Annotated in this window: 16 protein-coding genes and 2 pseudogenes; 4 read left to right on the top strand and 14 right to left on the bottom strand. The window is 42.2% G+C overall.

Annotated features, from left to right (window positions below; all coding sequences use genetic code 11):
- Positions 1–23 precede the first annotated feature (23 nt).
- The 6 genes from NSQ11_RS01905 to NSQ11_RS01880 form a co-directional block, all read right to left on the bottom strand.
- Positions 24–1,226: a CoA transferase gene (locus tag NSQ11_RS01905; protein WP_017358567.1), complete on the bottom strand. Its 1,203-nt coding sequence runs from the start codon at positions 1,224–1,226 to the stop codon at positions 24–26.
- Positions 1,227–1,313: 87 nt separating this feature from the next.
- Positions 1,314–1,694, bottom strand: coding sequence for a cupin domain-containing protein (locus NSQ11_RS01900; protein WP_008342095.1), 381 nt, complete (start codon positions 1,692–1,694; stop codon positions 1,314–1,316).
- A 23-nt stretch (positions 1,695–1,717) separates the two neighbouring features.
- Positions 1,718–3,478, bottom strand: a complete 1,761-nt coding sequence (locus NSQ11_RS01895; protein ID WP_017366574.1) for a thiamine pyrophosphate-binding protein — start codon at positions 3,476–3,478, stop codon at positions 1,718–1,720.
- Between the two features lie 38 nt (positions 3,479–3,516).
- Positions 3,517–4,290, bottom strand: coding sequence for a type I 3-dehydroquinate dehydratase (gene aroD, locus NSQ11_RS01890; protein WP_060832056.1), 774 nt, complete (start codon positions 4,288–4,290; stop codon positions 3,517–3,519).
- A gap of 9 nt (positions 4,291–4,299) precedes the next feature.
- Positions 4,300–5,733 (bottom strand): aldehyde dehydrogenase family protein, encoded by a 1,434-nt coding sequence (locus NSQ11_RS01885; protein WP_342501223.1) that lies wholly within the window; start codon positions 5,731–5,733, stop codon positions 4,300–4,302.
- Complete coding sequence (locus tag NSQ11_RS01880) at positions 5,730–6,587, bottom strand: citryl-CoA lyase (protein ID WP_342501222.1); 858 nt, start codon at positions 6,585–6,587, stop codon at positions 5,730–5,732. Before NSQ11_RS01880 ends, NSQ11_RS01885 begins: the two co-directional genes overlap by 4 nt.
- 308 nt (positions 6,588–6,895) lie before the next feature.
- On the opposite strand from NSQ11_RS01880, the pseudogene NSQ11_RS01875 reads away from it, so the two are divergent.
- Positions 6,896–7,222 (top strand): annotated as a pseudogene (locus NSQ11_RS01875) (NucA/NucB deoxyribonuclease domain-containing protein); the annotation flags it as partial.
- Between the two features lie 249 nt (positions 7,223–7,471).
- Here the strand turns inward: NSQ11_RS01875 and NSQ11_RS01870 are convergent.
- Entirely contained in the window at positions 7,472–8,584 is a 1,113-nt protein-coding gene (locus NSQ11_RS01870) for a Rap family tetratricopeptide repeat protein (RefSeq protein WP_079920454.1), read from the bottom strand.
- Positions 8,585–9,818: 1,234 nt separating this feature from the next.
- On the opposite strand from NSQ11_RS01870, the gene NSQ11_RS01865 reads away from it, so the two are divergent.
- The gene (locus NSQ11_RS01865) at positions 9,819–10,397 is read left to right on the top strand and encodes a hypothetical protein (protein WP_139761164.1); all 579 of its coding nucleotides are present in this window, start codon (positions 9,819–9,821) and stop codon (positions 10,395–10,397) included.
- A gap of 45 nt (positions 10,398–10,442) precedes the next feature.
- On the opposite strand, the pseudogene NSQ11_RS01860 reads toward NSQ11_RS01865, so the two are convergent.
- The 3 genes and pseudogenes from NSQ11_RS01860 to NSQ11_RS01850 form a co-directional block, all read right to left on the bottom strand.
- Positions 10,443–11,012: pseudogene (locus NSQ11_RS01860) on the bottom strand (transposase); the annotation flags it as partial.
- A 34-nt stretch (positions 11,013–11,046) separates the two neighbouring features.
- Positions 11,047–11,868, bottom strand: coding sequence for an ammonia-dependent NAD(+) synthetase (nadE, locus tag NSQ11_RS01855; protein ID WP_046527186.1), 822 nt, complete (start codon positions 11,866–11,868; stop codon positions 11,047–11,049).
- A 195-nt stretch (positions 11,869–12,063) separates the two neighbouring features.
- Complete coding sequence (locus tag NSQ11_RS01850; protein WP_046527192.1) at positions 12,064–12,660, bottom strand: urea carboxylase-associated family protein; 597 nt, start codon at positions 12,658–12,660, stop codon at positions 12,064–12,066.
- 82 nt (positions 12,661–12,742) lie between these two features.
- Here NSQ11_RS01850 and NSQ11_RS01845 point away from each other — a divergent pair, with 82 nt between their 5' ends.
- Positions 12,743–14,092, top strand: a complete 1,350-nt coding sequence (locus tag NSQ11_RS01845; protein ID WP_046527187.1) for an amino acid permease — start codon at positions 12,743–12,745, stop codon at positions 14,090–14,092.
- On the opposite strand, the gene NSQ11_RS01840 is transcribed toward NSQ11_RS01845, so the two are convergent.
- Positions 14,087–14,845 carry a YqcI/YcgG family protein gene (locus tag NSQ11_RS01840; RefSeq protein ID WP_008342108.1) on the bottom strand — a complete coding sequence of 253 codons (759 nt, stop codon included), beginning with the start codon at positions 14,843–14,845 and terminating at the stop codon, positions 14,087–14,089. The genes NSQ11_RS01845 and NSQ11_RS01840 overlap by 6 nt on opposite strands.
- Positions 14,846–15,075: 230 nt before the next feature.
- Between NSQ11_RS01840 and NSQ11_RS01835 the strand changes: the two genes are divergently transcribed.
- Positions 15,076–15,357: a DUF2651 family protein gene (locus NSQ11_RS01835; RefSeq protein ID WP_008342109.1), complete on the top strand. Its 282-nt coding sequence runs from the start codon at positions 15,076–15,078 to the stop codon at positions 15,355–15,357.
- Here the strand turns inward: NSQ11_RS01835 and NSQ11_RS01830 are convergent.
- From NSQ11_RS01830 to NSQ11_RS01820, 3 genes are all read right to left on the bottom strand, one after another.
- Positions 15,352–15,738, bottom strand: coding sequence for a UPF0715 family protein (locus NSQ11_RS01830; RefSeq protein ID WP_050826910.1), 387 nt, complete (start codon positions 15,736–15,738; stop codon positions 15,352–15,354). The two genes, NSQ11_RS01835 and NSQ11_RS01830, sit on opposite strands and share 6 nt — an antisense overlap.
- Before the next feature lie 119 nt (positions 15,739–15,857).
- Positions 15,858–16,487, bottom strand: a complete 630-nt coding sequence (locus NSQ11_RS01825; RefSeq protein WP_342501221.1) for a LysE family translocator — start codon at positions 16,485–16,487, stop codon at positions 15,858–15,860.
- A 125-nt stretch (positions 16,488–16,612) separates the two neighbouring features.
- Entirely contained in the window at positions 16,613–17,800 is a 1,188-nt protein-coding gene (locus tag NSQ11_RS01820; protein WP_025206703.1) for an MFS transporter, read from the bottom strand.
- Between the last annotated feature and the right edge of the window lie 26 nt (positions 17,801–17,826).

Here is a 17,826-nt window from a genome sequence, read left to right as displayed (position 1 = left end):
AGCGTGCGGATCGGTTGAGTGTCTTAAATGACCCCTTTTTCTTCTAACTGTTTACACTCTTCTTCTGTGAAGCCAAGCATTTTCGTTAAAATTTCATAATTATGTTCACCTAAATCAGGCGCAATATGGCGAATACGGCCGGGGGTTTTTTCAAACTTCGGAATGATCCCAGGCACCTTCACTTTTCCAAGACGCGGATGATGCACCTCGACAATATTTTCTCGTGCTTTAAATTGCGGATGCTCAAAGATATCCCGAATGCTTAGAATCGGACTCACAGGCACACCATGTGTATCTAGAATGTCTAGGACGTCATCTCTTGTTTTGGACGCAATCCACTGCGAGACGATCGCATCCATTTCATCGTTATGCTTCAGCCTGGCTGCATTCACAGAGAATTTCTCGTTCTCAAGTAAATCTAAGCGATTCATCGCCTCTGCCAATCGATTAAAGGTCGAATCAGTACTCGTCACAAGAACCAAATAATGCCCGTCCTTTGTCTCGTAGGTGCCAGCAGGGCTTGAATGACCGCTTAACCCTGGTGAACGCTCACGCACCTTCCCTAGCTTGTCATATTCAGCAACCAAAAATTCTAACATGCGGAACACAGATTCATAGAGAGCCAAATCCACCATTTGCCCAGTTCCTTCTGAATGTGTGTCACGGTAATACATCGCTGTCACAGTGGCAAACGCCACATAAATTCCTGCGATATAATCCGTAAGGGAAAAGGAAGGGCTGACTGGATGCCGATCTGGAAACCCTTGAATATATGTAAAGCCGCTAAACGCCGTCGCAGGTGTACCAAATCCCGCCTTGTCCTTAAACGGACCGGTTTGCCCATAACCCGAAACACGAATCATAATTAAACGAGGGTTGATTTCTTTTAATACATCGTACCCAACGTCCCATTTTTCTAGTGTTCCTGGACGAAAATTTTCAATGATCACATCAACCTGCGCTGCAAGCTTTTTAAAAATGTCTTTTGCTTCTTCTTTGTGCAAATCGAGTGTAAGAGATTTCTTATTCCTTGAAAGCCCAGACCATCTCAAAGGTTCACCATCTGCAAAAGGACCAACATGCCGCAGTGTATCCCCTTTTCCAGGAATCTCGACTTTAATGACCTCTGCACCAAAATCCCCTAGAAGCACCGCGCCGTATGGTGCAGCAATCATCGTAGAAACATCTAATATTTTGATTCCTTCAAGCGGTGTATTCTTATTCATTGCTTGACTCCCTTTCATTCAATTGATAAAGGGCTAAAATGCTTTCTATTTTAGCCCCTTTTCTTCTTTCTCTCGTGCAAGGTTTTTTTAGTCCTTCGGAAGCTGCCCTTGCGGTGTATAGAGCCAAATCAGCCATAAAGGTTCGTCCCCTGTGTTCACATGCTGATGTGAGACACCATCTGGAATAAACATAAAGTCATTTTGTTTAAATGATTGTCTTTCTCCATCGCAAATGACTTCGCCAGACCCTTTAATCACATAATCAAATTCCTCTGAACCCGGGTGATTGTGTACCGAGCTTGCTTCGCCCGGCTCAAAAATAGTGAGACCTGCCATCATATGCTCTGACCCTACGGTATCTGGTGTGATCGTTTGAAACACTTTCCGAATCATTTTCTCTTCTGGATGATCTAAACCTAACCATAATGGATGACCGTCTTGAAATGGATTTAATACTTTAATTTTCATTGTTGATTCCTCCCTAGTCATGTTTAGTTCACACTGACATGTGAACGTTTTGTATTTGGTGAATAAATATCATTAATGTTCCAATGTCCATCAGTAGGCACTGGATCATTTTTCATCGCTACATCAATGACACATGGCTCCTGAGAAGCGATTGCTTCAGCCAAAGCTTCTTTGAATTCAGAAGCCGCCGTAATTTTGATCCCCTTCATCCCATAACCTCTTGCAATGGCTGCAAAATCAGGCGAATAGCTTTCTCCATCTTTTCTAAAAACAGTGCCGTAAGTCGTTTCATAGTGTGCCATTTGCAAGCCGGCGATCGTCCCAAACGCACTGTTGTTCATCACAATCCACACGACAGGAATGTTTTCTTCCATGGCTGTTGCGAGAACAGATGGATTTTGACCGAAACCGCCGTCCCCAACAAGTGATACAACGACACGGTCAGGTTGGGCAATCTTTGCTCCAAGTGCAGCAGGAGCGCCAAATCCCATCGTCGCAAAACCACCTGGGGTTAAAATAGTGCCTGGCGTGTATACAGGAAATTGCTGTCCGACCCCATTTTTATTCCAGCCAACATCGGTTGTAATGAAGGCATCAGGTGGCAATACTTCCCGCACTTCCTGCAAAATACGCTGTGGTTTCATTGGGAAAGACTCGTCTTGAATATTCGTCAAATTGCTCTTCTGAAATTCCTCACGATATGCCGCAATGTCCTTTTTCAATTGAGGGCGATCCAGACCTTCTGGCAGCCTTTCTTTCGCCACACGATTAAGTACAGTCAGCGCCTGCTTGAGATCTGCTACTGCTCCAATTTCCACAGGATAATTTCGGCCAATTTCATTCGGATCAATGTCAATATGGATGAGCTTGGTTGATTGGAAATTGAACGTATACTCCGATTCCCACGAACTCGCATCTGCTTCAGCAAAACGGGTGCCTAATGCCAATATATAATCCGCTGCTTTACACTGATCATTGATAAATTTCGTCCCCCAAAACCCTGTCATGCCAAGGGTCATTGGATGATCATCTGGCATCGCCCCTTTCCCCATCAAAGAATGGGCAACAGGGATACTCAAATGATCAGAAAATGCCTTTAACTCTTCTGCTGCATCGGCTAGTAAAATGCCTCCCCCTACATATAAAAGCGGTTTGTCTGCCTGCAGCAATCGATCTATTATCCGATTCGCTGTTTGATCATCAATAGATGGTTTTTCAACGGTGTGTGTATGATGAGCGATTTGTTCAAATAACGACACATCTAAGTCTTTTGAGAACACATCCATCGGAACTGAAATCAGGACTGGCCCAGGGCGGCCGCTTTCAGCTAACTGAAACGCTTTTGATAAAATTTCAGGAAATAATTCTGGAATGTCGACTCGCCATGCTCTTTTCACAAACGGGCGATAAATTTCGTATTGAGAAGCATCGGAATGAAGATTGATTTCTTGGTGTGGGTGCTTTCCGTAGTAATGACTTGGAACATCTCCTGCAATGACAACCATTGGAATGGAATCGAGTGCGGCATTCGCTACACCTGTTGCCGCATTGGTGAGTCCAGGACCTAAGTGACTGAGCACAACAGCCGTCTGTTTTTTCGCTCGTGCATAACCGTCTGCTGCATGCGCCGCTATCTGTTCATGTCTGACATTCACAAATTGAATACGGCTTTTTTCTAACGCTGATAAAAAAGCAATATTCGTATGACCGCACAGACCGAAGATATGCTCAACTCCTCGATTTTCTAAATACTGAATGACCTGTGTAGATATATTCTTCTTCATGTTTCTCTCCTCTCACGGTGCAGCTATGAATCTGCTACTCACTGATTCTTTGAAAACACAATCGATAGAACGGTATTCAAATCCTGTATCGCAACTTGTCCAGGTGCTGAGCTTTCTTTCCCTACAGCAAAGGTCATGATAGACCCAAAGAGTCCACCTACCATTCTTGTGAAGGCGCCGTATTCCCCCATCGCCATCGAAATAACGGGGATGGACAGATGCTTTTTCGCCTTGCCAGTCGCAGAGAGCAGTGTCAGTGCATCCTCATAGGAATGCGGCATGACGGCGATCTTTGCAATGTCGGCACCGACCGATTCTGCATTGGTGAATAGTTCCACGAGCCGATCCGCCTCCGGGGTACGCTGGAAATCGTGGTACGACACAATCAAGATGACCCCGTTTCTCTTAGCCGCCTGACTGACTTGCTGGATATGCGAGACATCATGCATTAATTCAAAATCAACGGCAGCCACAAGATGAGTGGTACAAAGCTCGACAAGCAGGGAAACTTTTTCATCCTCTGAGAGTGAGATGCGTTCGCCGCCCTCTTTTTCAGAACGAATGGTGAATAAAAATGGGATGTTATCTGCCTTTTCGATCATCCCTTTTAGGGTGTCGATGACTTGTTCCTTGTCATTGAGGTGATTGAAAAAATCTGCTCGCCACTCTATCACATCAGGCTTTTTATCAGCTAACACCTCAACTTCAAGAAACAATTCTTCCTTTGTTTGTCCAATGAGCGGCGTACAAATCATCGGCTGACCGCCTGTCTGCGCACTCTTTACCTTTTGCTGAAAGTCATTCACGTCCATCTGCCCCCTTTATAGCCCATTTGGCAGCACAACCATTTTGGTTTCGGTCATCTCCTCGATGGCGAAACGTGGGCCTTCCCTTCCAATACCGCTTCGTTTAATCCCGCCATATGGCCAGTGATCTAGTCTGAAATTCGATGTCCCATTGATGACTACGCCGCCAGTTTCAAGCTCTTTTGCTGCGTGTAACGCAACATCTAGCTGATTCGTAAAGACACCTGCCTGCAAACCATATCGACTATCGTTTGCTTCTTTGATTGCCTCATCCAGCTCCTCATATGGGAGAATGCTGACAACTGGACCGAACACTTCTTCACAGACGACCTTGGCTTGTTTTGGCGGGTTTAGCAAAATAGCCGGTGTGATGCTTGCGCCATTTCGTTGTCCTCCAGATAGAAGCTCGGCACCCATTTTCTCTGCCTCTTGTATCCAAGCCTCCACACGTTTTGCTGCCTGTACATCAACCATACAGCCGATATCACTTTCACTAGACAGCGGATCTCCAACGACGAGCTGTTCTACTTTTTGTTTAAGTGTCTCAGTAAATGTCGACATAATTTGCTTGTGAACATAAATTCTTTGAACAGAAATACAGCTTTGACCAGAGTTGCTAAAGCCCGTTTTGGCACAAAGAGATGCGGCTTGCTCGATATCTGCATCATGATGAACAATCGTCGCTCCATTTCCTCCGAGTTCCAGCAGTACCTTTTTTAATCCAGCAGAGTTTGAAATATGTTCTCCGCCCACCGCACCGCCAGTAAAAGAAACAAGATTGGTTCTTTCATCCGTGACTAACTGTCTGCCGGCGTCTACTCCTCCAATTACAAGCTGCAGGCTCTTTTCTGGAAACCCTGCTTCAAGCAGGAGCTTAATAAACGCTGTGGCAACAGCTGATGTTTGCGGTGCTGGTTTTAAAATAATGGCATTCCCTGCCGCAAAAGCTGGACCGATTTTGTGACAAATTAAGTTGAGAGGCGCATTAAAAGGCGTAATCGCCAGCACAACCCCAACCGGCACTTTAAATGTCATCGCCATTGCTCTCTGTCCACGGGAAGATACATTGCCTGGAATGGTCTCACCGATTAATCGATTGGCTTCTTCAGCTGACTGTGCGAGCGTTTCAATTGATCGTGAGACTTCATCTCTTGTATTTTTAAGCGGTTTGCCTAATTCTAAAGAAATGAGTTTTGCGAAATGCTCTTTTTGTTCTTCCAATAAAGCGGCTGCCTTTGTTAGAAGCGTTGAGCGTTCTAATGCTGATATTGCCGCTATTTGTTTTTTAGCTTGCTGCGCAATAGAAAGCGCTTGTTCTATATCTTCTGAGGATGCAAGATAGGATGTACCAATCATTTCCCCAGAGTATGGATTGATGATATCTTCTTTGCCATGGTTTGCATCCAGCCATTCGCCGTTTATATATGATAACGCTTTCAATTCACTCAAATTCTCTCACCCTCCTTCAAGTGACGCGTCCCGACCCCCGCATAACGAACAAGTCTTTCTTCATTCGGACAAGGGCCTTTCACTAGGGCACCTTTTGTCAGCTCTTCATATGCATGCGCCACGATGCCCATTCCTCTGGATAAGGAAAAGATGCCTTTTGCCGCTTCAGCTGGAATGCTTAATTCACATTGGATCGCAGCAGATACACCATCTATATTCATCGTGATTTTTTTCCCTTTTAATTGTTCAAGTTCATGCCTAATCGCCTCAGCTAACCGTAAGTACGTTCCGCTGATATCACCTTGCTGCACATATGTTTGACTCAGCTCATACAGCCGTCTCACTCTCGGATCATCGTCATGCAGCTGATGACCGATCCCCGGAATTTTTTCCTTGCGGGCTAACCACGTCTGACATACTTGCTTTGCAGCAGACTTGATATCCTTGTGTTCATCGTAGGCTGCTTTGGCGTCGTATAACATACGCATCGCCTTTTCACCAGCTCCGCCATGAATATCACCTAATAGATTCACCCCTGTTGCAACAGAAGAATTAAACGAAATGCCGCACGTAACCGCCATTCTTGCCGCTGCAATAGACGGTGCTCTTGGCCCATGATCCGCACCTGCGACAAGAACACTTTCAAAAAGAGCTGCCTTCGAATCATCTAGTAATTCACCAACAAGCAGTAAATAAAGCATCTGCGGATACGACAATTCACCAATAAGCTCTTCAATTGGATAGCCCCGAAGTTCAATTGAATTTTTTTGAATATGACTAATCTCAGTCTCCCACCAAGCGCCTCCTTCTTTGTATATTTCCAGTGCACTTCGATTTTTCATTGTGTGAATCATTCCTTTAGCCACTTATTTGGAGATGAACGACTCCTTATATTCCGTCTAGTGGAATTCAATTTCACTTTTTGGAATGTGTTTTTATTGTAAGCGCATTCGTTTTTATCGTCAATCATTTTTTCTGAAAATACTGTCTTTTGATGAGAAATTAAGTGAATCGAACTAATTATATTTGCTTTTTTCAATCAAAAAATTGATATTTAGTTAAATGGAATTAAGTATATCGTTCTACTAATTTAATGAATTTTTGGTTGTTTTGTCAAACCCACTTCGACATAAAAAAACCTCTCCTTCTTCTGGAGAGGTCTCAGTATGATGTGAAATTGAAGTTTCCGTTTGATAAGTATCCAGAAAGAGCACGAGACATAAACAATGCTATAAAAAAGGGCGCTTCTGCCGTCTGCACGATTGATAAAGAAGGTGCCGATAAAAATAGAGAAGAATCATTGAAAGACATACCAACAAAAAGGGGATATGATCGAGATGAATTCCCTATGGCTATGTGTGAAGAAGGCGGTGCAGGAGCCGATATAGAATAAATATCTCCTTCAGACAATCGAGGTGCGGGATCTTGGGTGTCCCACCAACTAAATGAATCCGAAGATGGAACGGCCGTACTGTTTGTTGTTGATTAGGGTTATGCAACTTTGAATTAGATCACAGCTTATTCAAAAAATCCCTATCCAATTGGAAGGGATTTTTTCTGAGTGTCTGTTAGTGCATTGGTGTTGTTCCAGAAGAATTTCCAAATAGACAGACCCAAAAGGTCTGCCATTTTTCATGTACCTAATCGAATAGCTAACTCCATAGCAGTCTCGGTATGATTCAGATATGAACCACCAACCAACATCATGATCGCAAGACCAGCTAAAACAAAGCTTTTTCTAATGTTCATACAAACAGTCGCCCCTTCGAATTTGTTTTTGAGCGTACACCATTTGCTGATACAAATATACAGATTCCTCCATACGCTCACATTTAGTATAAAATTCTGCGGACTCTAATGCCAGTTCTTCTAAATATGGATAACCCCTAATGTTATCAAATCGTTTCAAAATATCCTTGAGATCATCAAGATTAAGTGGCTTTATATATAGGTTTACAAGAAAATCGTACAAAGATCCGAATAATTGATCAGGGTTTGATTTTAGATAATCTATGCCACGCTGCAAATATTCCTTGGCCAATTCATCGTTACCCAATTTAAAATGGATCAGAGCCTGCTGATAAAGGATTGCTCGTATGTGAGAATGACGTTTCAAATAAATTTCAGCTTCCTCCAAATGATCTAATGCCAACTGATATTTTTCCAAACTAGAATAACAGTGACCCAAGTTCATCAAACTTATACCAATCATTAATTCATCCTTAATCGCATGTGATTTTTCTAATGCTTTGTCTAAATGCGGGAGAGACTTTTCAGAACTGTTAAGATCAATATAATTTCCTGAAACAACAAAACGAGACTGAATTTCTCGGACAAGATAAGTCGGGTGCGCCTTATATGTATCAAGGGCTAGCATGATGTAATACATAGACATTTGAGTTTGCTTCATGTGATAGAAAATCTCTGCCATCTTGAAGTAAAACTCTGCTCTTTCAACTTCATCCGCCACTCGATCCAACCGTTTTTCTGCCTGTCGATAAAAAGTAATCGCAGTAATGTAATCACCTTGCGAAAACTCATACATCCCTTTGAAAAAATTAAAATAGTATTCCAGGATTCCAGTAAGCTTCCGCCCTTGCCCTTCAACTGATCGCAGGTACTCCGCTTTATTTAATTTCCGAGCTCCTAGATTCATGTATTCAAGCATTTGTTCGTGGCGGAATTCCATAAGCTGAAAATAAAGAACAGCTTGCTCATCTTCCTCCATGATGTCTAAATCCCTTCTGATCTCACTCCGAAGCATTTCCGCATCTGTTACATTCAGCCTCTTGATATTCTGATACCATTCATTAATCTTCTGACCGATTTTCGCTGAAGATACAGCTGCCATTCATTCATCCCCCTCAATTTTTGCCGTTTTATGTTAAATCCTAGCACATGAAATGCGTCCAAAACCCATTTTAGTTCCAATTTTGAAAATTTTCGGTATCTCGCAAACAGATTTTCAAACTGATTTCAGTAGCCAAAACGAAAAAACACATTTAAAGCCCTTATAAGCGTTTTTGACACACCACCCCTACTTTTAATACCTAAACAAAAAAAGCGATCAGAATCAAATCTGAGCGATCTCAACTGAAATTTTTAAGTAAACCTCTATGTGAGTGTTAAAATCTCTTGATTTCCGTCAAGCGCCTTTCAAGAAGCAGCCTAGCTCTTTCTTTTTCGTTTTCGTTCCTCATTAGCTTTGATTAAAAACAAAACTGAAACACCTAGAATGAGAAATCCTATCTCAAACAGGCTTATTCCTACTTCTACCTTCACATGATTCACCTCCGCAGTGACTGGATTTTATCACAAAAAAAAATCCGTCAAAATGAAGCACTGAATAATAAAAAAAATGCTTGCGGACACCGCAAGCAAAATGGAATTTTTCAACAAAAACATAATATTTTTTTAAAAAAAAACAGGCTCTCCAGCCTGTTCATTAGCGATAATTGACAATCTAATTCTTCTCTATTCGAAATTTCTCCTCCCAATTAAAAGAACCTTTATTGCGGACACCGCAACTGAAAAATAAAATTCCCACCATATTACCAATTACATAGAAATAAATGGTAGCATTGGAATGTATCAAAGAAAGTGAGTGATTTTTATAAGCCCTTGTCTCTTATGACTCTTTATGCAACCATTTTTTAGACTCTCTTATGATCCCCCAAAATAGGAACCTGTACAGAACTACAAGCAAGAAAAAAGTATAAACAAACTCAAAGGGAGAGAATGGTTCATAATCAATTATGTATGCATTAATAAACACTATTACCAAAGAAAACAATTCCATCAAAGAATCTATAAATCTGTTTTCTTTGAACACGTCACTTGTCTTTTTGAAATTAAAGATGTCTTTAATTTCCCCACTGGAAAGTCCTTTGATTAAAGCTAACCCTATCAAGTACACACCAAAAGACATCTCAAAGGAAAAACTCAACATTTGTGTGATTACACAATAAATCAAAGTAAATAAGAATAAATACATTTTATTACTCTCCTTAACCTCTAAGTATTCCACCCCAATAGAAGGAAATATCATGTATGCGTTACCCAAAAAACAAATAGGAGTGGTACCTATGTTTAAAAAATTTCTAGTAGTGTTATGTGTGCTTACTATTACATTTGGTTTCTCTTCTCCAATGATTAGTCATGCCAGTCAAGGTAATAATGAGAACCCCCCAGTCAGTGTAGATAAAAAACAATTGGAATTAGCAGAGAAACTATCTAATTACTTCGAATTAGATAAGGATGGAAATATTCATTTTACAGCTGATAAAGAAACCCTTATGGAAATGGGAATTTCAGAACACGACAGTCTACTAATGACTTCAATGAAATCAGAAGAATTTAGCTTTGAAGAGAATGAGAAAAAAGGTGACATGCAGACATTAGGTTTTGTAGGTTTACACCTCAAATTAGGACCGAAAGTTAGAAGCATGAATGCCATAGTAGCAGGTGGATTTGCAGCCGGATATATCGGTTGGTACACAAGTCGAATTGCTGCTGCTGGACCATGGGGTGCTGGAGCCGCTGCGGCTATTACTGCTGGAACTTCTGGTGCTGTTGCATGGGCAGTTAAAAACAAATATAAGAAAGTTGATGTAGGCGTAAATATTATGTTTGTTAATTTAGCATATACTGTAAAAATACCTTAAAAATTACTGTTAAGCAACAATAAATAAAAAAGGCCTCCCACAGACCTAGCCTAGCTTGTCTAGGTCTGTGGCAATCTTTTTCATGTTCTGGCACGTAGCTGTGAGGAGAACTTGCACACTCACATTCTGTTTTCCCCTCAACCAACAGTAGCGAAGCCCATGCAGTTGTTTTGAATCTGCAAAGCTTCGCTCTATTTTTTCTTTTCTCTTTTTATATAATTTTTTTCCAGAGATAGACAGACGATTTTGTCTAATCTTTTCTTCTTGTTCCTCCCATACATGTCTTGAGATCACTTTTTGATAATTTTTCGATCTTGTACAGCTTTCAAGGAAAGGACAAGAAACGCATTTTTTAGGGTCTGATTTATAGTACCTATAACCTTTTCGGTCAGTTGTCGTATATGATAGCTTTTCACCATTTGGGCATATGTAATGATCATGTTCAAAATGATACTGGAATTTCCTCTTTTTCGATGAAAGCGTCTATGTGCGATGACACCAAAAATGCGGCGATCGGATAAATCCTTTACAGATTGATGTTGTATCTCTATTATAAAATTTGGATATGGAAACTTTAAGGAAAAAATAAAGCTGTCGAGATTTTCTCGACAGCCTGAAACCCCTCCATCTTCTGGAGAGGTCACTTATTTTATTTCCACCAGTCATCAAACATAGAAGCTGGTACTTGACGTTTATGTTCTGATTGAACATAGCGTTTTTCAATCGCTTCTGCTGCTTGATCTGAAACTGGTTTTCCTTCTAAGTAATCATCAATTTCATTGTACGTAATACCAAGTTCTGTTTCATCCGTTTGCTGAGGCTTGTCATCCAGCAGATCGGCTGTCGGTTTCTTTAAGTATAATCGCTCCGGCGCCTGAAGGGTCTCAAGCAGCAACCGTCCTTGGCGTTTCGTTAAACCTGTGAGCGGAAGGACATCAGCACCGCCATCACCATACTTCGTGAAGAACCCAGTCACAGCTTCAGCTGCATGATCCGTTCCAATGACAAGTAATCCTTCCTGTCCACCGACGGCATACTGTGCGATCATTCTCATGCGTGCTTTGACGTTCCCTTTATTAAAATCAGACAGCGCACCGCCTGTTTCCTTTTGATATTGTTCACTGAATGCCGTCACGGCAGGCGCGATATCATATTTCCAAGACTTGTCCGGCTGAATAAATGATAGAGCCAGCTGCGCATCGTCTTCATCTTGCTGCGTGCCATGCGGAAGACGGACTGCAATAAAGACAGCATCCTCTTTTCCTTCTTGACGAAGCCCACTTACAGCGAGCTGAGCGAGACGGCCGGCAAGCGTTGAATCCTGTCCGCCGCTAATACCGAGAACGAATCCTTTTGCACCGGTCTTTTTCAAGTAAGCCTTTAGAAATCCAACCCGTTTTTCGATCTCCTGCTTTGGGTCAATTGAGGGCTGCACATGCAACTCTTGGCTGATTTTTTTCTGCAAACTCATACACTTTTCCTCCTAAGCATCCTCTACATGAAGAGAACAGGTTTTACTTCCATTTCAATTGATTTACCTACGATTTTAGCTACTTTATTATATCATGTTTTGAAAAAAGATATTTTTTAGACGTTCCCCTTTTTCATAAATGATCAAACATTCACAAACGAAATAGACCAAGTCTCTTTGACTGGTCTTTCCTTTTCAATCAATCTCCACCCGGATGGATGTACAGCTTGATCCATTGCATTTTCCAATGTCGGCAGGACAGGCAGACACGGCGACGATGAGGTCCATTTCTGCACGCAGACGAATGTAATCACCAGGGAGCGATTTTGGTAGCTCGACAGACAGTTTTCCTTTCTCATCAATAACTGTATTCATAAACGCATTAAAAGGATAATACATATCCTCCTTTGGAATCCCGAATGGCTCAAAGGCCGTCCTGAGATTATCGTAGCATGTATGCATGACCTCTAGGTGCGTCCTGCCGTATAAGAGCTGATACATTTCTTGCCGGCATGCAGGCATATATAAATCATGACATTCAACTGTATCTTCGATGACCGTAAACATTGGTTTATATAAATTAGAATATAGCTGATCTCCCTTTTTCACCTTGGAAGAGAACAGGCTGTCCATTGTAGCGCCTTGATCAAATTTTTCATAAAAATCCTTTTCATGATAGGCCATCACGTCTGCTACTTGCTGCCCTTCGACATCAACCACTCGAATACATTGTCCTTTTCCTAACCGAAAGCCAAATCCATCCTTTGGTAAAATCACGTATTCTCCATTCATCACATGCACTCCTTTCCATGTTGACAGTATGCCCAAAACGTCCTCTTGATCATGTATAAAAAAAAGAGGCGGTCACAAGCTAATGCTATTGAATCGGAAAGGTGTTGCACACAAATTGAAAGAAGAACAATCTTTATCTTGGTGGCAGCTTTCTCTTATCGGAGTCGGCTGTACAATCGGCACTGGTTTCTTCCTTGGTTCCAGCATCGCCATTACAAAATCCGGTTATTCCGTCTGCATTTCATTTTTGCTTGCGGCAGTCGGCACATATCTCGTCTTTAAACACCTGGCTGCGATGACAGCCGAGAACCCAGATAAGGGATCATTTTGTTCCTATGCCCGAAAAGCCTATGGGCGCTGGGCGGGATTTAGTAATGGCTGGGTGTATTGGTTTTCAGAAATGCTCATCACAGGGAGTCAGCTGACGGCGATTTCTCTTTTTACTCGTCACTGGTTTCCATCCATTCCACTTTGGGTATTTTCAGCGATTTATTCCGCTCTTGCCCTGCTTGTGATTATCATTGGGCTTTCTTCTTTTCAAAAGACGGAAAATGTCCTTGCCGTGCTGAAGACCGGGGCGATCCTATTGTTTGTCGTCCTTGCCGTTCTTGTTTTATGCGGCATTCTCACAGAGCATAGGCCCACCCTCCACCTGCCAAATAAAGACCATGAATGGATGCCGCTCGGCCCGCTCGGTCTATGGAATGGGCTGATTTATGCGTTTTATGCTTTCGGGGGAATTGAAGTCATGGGGCTGATGGCGGTTCATTTAAAAGACCCGAAGGACGCCGCAAAATCTGGACGTGTGATGCTGATCATTCTTGCTGTCATTTATATCGTCTCCATCGGACTTGCGCTTTTGCTTGTTCCAGTGACAGCCTTTAACGAGAATAGCAGTCCATTTATTACATCACTGGAACCATTTCATTTATCGATTTTTCTTCATATCTTTAATGGCATTTTCATTATTGCTGGGTTTTCCACATTGGTTGCCTCCCTCTATGCAGTCACGACGCTGCTTGGCACGATGTCGGAGCATCAGGATGCACCTGCTTGTTTTAAACAAAAAGAACCATCTCATGTCAGATGGTCTTCAATTCTTTTAACTGCTGCAGGGTTGATTGTCTCGATTTTGCTGGCACTCTTTTTGTCCAAACACATATATGAGCATCTCACAACAGCAGCCGGCTTAACTCTTTTATACACATGGGTGTTTATTCTGCTTTCAAGCAAAAAGCTGTCAAAGCCATCCACTCGCCAAACGTGCGAAATGGTTCTTGCCCTGATCTTAATCGGTGCCGCCGTTTCAGGCACTCTGACAGAGGCAAGCGGACGACCCGGCTTTTTTATAAGCCTTGGGATCATCGCCGTGATTGGCATCATGGTACTCTTTATGAGAAAAAAGTGGAAACAGGATCAGGCCGCATCATAATTTCATCATGTTTTTTAAAGCAGTAAATGGACATTTGGCGGAGGCTGGTTTCTCCGCCTCATCATCTGAGAGAAAATATTGCTTCCATTCTAAATTTTTCTGATCCCCATACCATTTTAATGCTGGGTGTACATCTACTTGATCATACGCCTTCAGCCTCTTCCGAACGAGTTTACTCATTTTTTGACCAAATGTGGTGGAACCGTTCATCTTTTCAAACACCCACCTTGGTTGAAAGGCCCACATCACATAAGGAAAGTGACGGCTTTTTCTTAGCTTATGCGCTGGTGTCGCGCATAAAATAAAATAAGGCTCTCCATGAAAACAAAATTCCCATTCATGATTTTCAGGATCTGATGGAATTTCCTCTGGCCATTTCATTTCATCCTTTTGATGTAATTGCTGAACAACCGACCAAAACTGCTCCTCATACTCTTCGAGCGAATACTCCTTCATATCCTGCGGTGTTTCAAAAAAGCAAATGAACGAAGCATATTGACCGGTTTCCCTAGAGCAGCTTTGGTATTCCCTTAAAAGCTCTGCTAATTCATTCACGGCCTCTTCTCCCCGCGGATCACCGACAAACCCATAACGCAAATGATCGAGAAAAAATCCTTGTCTGCCTGGTACACACGGAAATGTATCTGCCTCATCCCCGACCATTTCTCCAAACTGTGTGAAAGCATCCTGCTTCCATTCATCTAGTGATCGTAGATTTTGATCAAGGCAACTTTTTGCATACAGCTGGGCCATTTTTTTCCACCTCGTTTTAGCGTCTTCTCCATAGCCTATGAGGAGGAAAAAGCTGTGGTGACTGTCCTTCAACGACTTTCACTGGACATTCACAAGGTGGTTTATTTGAAAGAATGAAGGAGGAATTCACTTCCATTTATCTAATCATGTATGAGTATGCTTCTGCATATCATCATTTAGCCGCCTCTATCTAATAGAGTCGGTCATCATAAAAGAAATGGGTGAATGACATGCGTCTTCTTTTTCTCCATCCGATGTATCTGATCTTATTTACACTACCAGTGATGGCTTTCCTTTGGGGATTTGTTGGTTATCTGCTATTTAAACGGATATGGCCTGTCCTCATATTAACGTCTGTGATCTCGATGATTTTCATCTTCGTTTATACTGGATTTGACCTTAGCAATCTATACTGGGTCCTTCTGATGACAGCTCTTGCTTTTGTATCAAGCGGATTCTCGAAGGTCATACACGTTCATTTTCAGGAGAAAAAACGGGAAAAACCTTTATGATTGATTCTTCTTCTTTAAAAAGACTGAATCAAGCAGCCAATAAATAAAGGCCGCGCAAAAGCTAAATAGATAAACTTTGTAGCTAATAAAGACGACAACACCATAATCAATCCATAAAGCAAGCGCCGAACAAACCACCCACGCCCCGATAAAATAAACCAATAAATCACGGCGTCGAAACTTCTCAGGATGACGGTGTAAAACCATTTGGATAGGTGCAGCAAATAGGACATAAGCGATCAAAATGAAAAGACTGGTGACCTCCACATAACTGAATCTGGATTCAGGTGGGGCAAACAACATGGTATAAACGAATGTCGCTGTGATCACAGACAAAATCAGCATACACACATAGTTGAATGCTGGCAGGAACATACGCATGGCAAAAACTCCTTCAATTTTATGTATCTTCCATCATTATTGAAGAGTGTCCTATTATTGTCAAATATGAAAAAGGGCTAAAATGATTTAGATTTTAGCCCTTTTTCTGATCAACCATTCTATCCAATGAGCGCCATGATCCCTTGATATCCAAAGTAAGCACCGAAGCCGAGTAAAGAGAGACCTGCCAGAACGGATAAGCCGTGCAACATTCGTTCATTTAAATATCGTCTAAACGTACTGGCGAGCATCGCCATACAGAAATCCCATATGAGCATGCCGATGAAAATAGCGATGCTGTACATCAGCATTTGAGATGCTCCATACTTTTCAATCGTATTGGCCAAAATGCTTCCATAAATTCCAAGCCAAAATAAAATACTAAGCGGATTGGAAAGAGAAATAAAAAATCCCGTCATGAACGAATGCCCGATCGACGTGTTTCCTCCATCCTTCTTTGGGCTTTCCTGCAAATTGATTTTACGAAGGCTTTCAATACCGGTATAGGTCAGAACGAAAAAGCCGAACAGCCACAAAAAGGTTTTCACAAGAGGTGCAGTCAAAAGCTGGGCGACACCAAAATAGATGAGGATCATATAGACAATATCCGCAGCCATAGCCCCCACACCAAAAATCCAAGCGTGCCAAAATCCACTTTTAATCCCTCTGTCGATTTGGGCTGCATTGACTGGCCCAACAGGCGCTGAAAGTGACAACCCTAAAAAGATATAACCAAAAAACACCGCCACATAGACGTCCTCCTTTTGATGCTGACTTGTACATGTTATTCACGCTTTCGTTGTTTTAGTACAAGTCCTTCGTCACCTTTTCTGAAGATAAGCTATACAAAAGGAGGAGCCACCAGATCAGCTGCTTATCGATCTGCTTTCATCGCCGGCGGCTGTGTGGGTATGGTTTCTTTTTTCCGAGATCGATTCATTTGAATGGCAGCCGCAAAAAGGAGAACAGCTAAAAAGGCGAAAACAAAGACGGCGCTTGCCGCACCTGCCCACTCAAGGCTAAACCCAATCAAAAAGGACAAACAGGCTCCACCTAAACTAGCGGCGGCAATAAAATAACTCGTTGCCTCGTCGATGGCATTTTCAATCATTAATGCAGAAGCCGTCAAGGCAATGGGAAACATGCCAGCTGCGCACAGACCGATGAAAAAGATAAGAATCAGCTGCGCAGCGATGTGGGTGGCTAGAGCAAATACGGCGAGCAGCACAATCATAAGTGCTGCACTTAGTTTTAAAAAACGCAGCGGATGCAGCTGATCGGCTTTTCTCGCAATGACAGTTCTGCCAATGACGATCGCTGTCCAAAAAGTAGAGACCGCAAAAAGACCCCAGTTGTCTCCCCCTTTTTCTAGCATGATCGACGGTAAAAAGTTCGCAAAGTTCGTTTCAATTCCTGCGTAGAAAAACGCAAAACAGATCATCAACACCACAATCATTCGATTCCCTCGATCAAACAGCAAGGACGGTTTCTTCATGTCTTGAATTGGAGCCGCCATCTGCCCACGAGGGAGTTTATTCATAAAGGTAAGCCAGAGCATGAGAAAAAAAGTCAGTGCACCGACTTGAAATAAAAACACATAATGCCACGTTTCCTCTGTCACAGTCAGCAGAATCAATAGAGGAAATAATAGCGCACCTAATCCAAAAAAGACCTCCATGATGCTGATTCGCTTTGCACTGTTTGCCATTGAAATCACATACGCCCCGGCCGTCGTCTCAAGACTGCCTGCACCGCTCCCAAGGAAAAAACCTGCCACCACAAGAATCGTCCAACCTGGTACCAAAAGGCCAAGAAGAAGCGCTCCGATCATCAGCAGCAATCCCATCGTCAGAACAGTGCCATAGCCTTTTTTCCTCACAAGAATGGGCGACAAAAGAACGCCTGTCAAAAAACCAATAAACTGAAAGAAGATTAAAGAAGATAATTCCCCAGGACCCTTATCATAACTAGACAGCAAATAAGGCGTTAAACTGCCAAAAAACACATGAATGGTCCCAATAAAAAAATAAAAGATACAGCCAAAATAAAACACCTTTTTCATCTTTTCACTTCCTCTAAAAAGGAGCG

This window comes from Bacillus sp. FSL W7-1582 (genome assembly GCF_038593325.1).
Lineage (GTDB): Bacteria > Bacillota > Bacilli > Bacillales > Bacillaceae > Bacillus > Bacillus altitudinis.
Note: the sequence above shows the minus strand (reverse complement) of the source record. Positions and strands in the feature narration are given on the sequence as shown.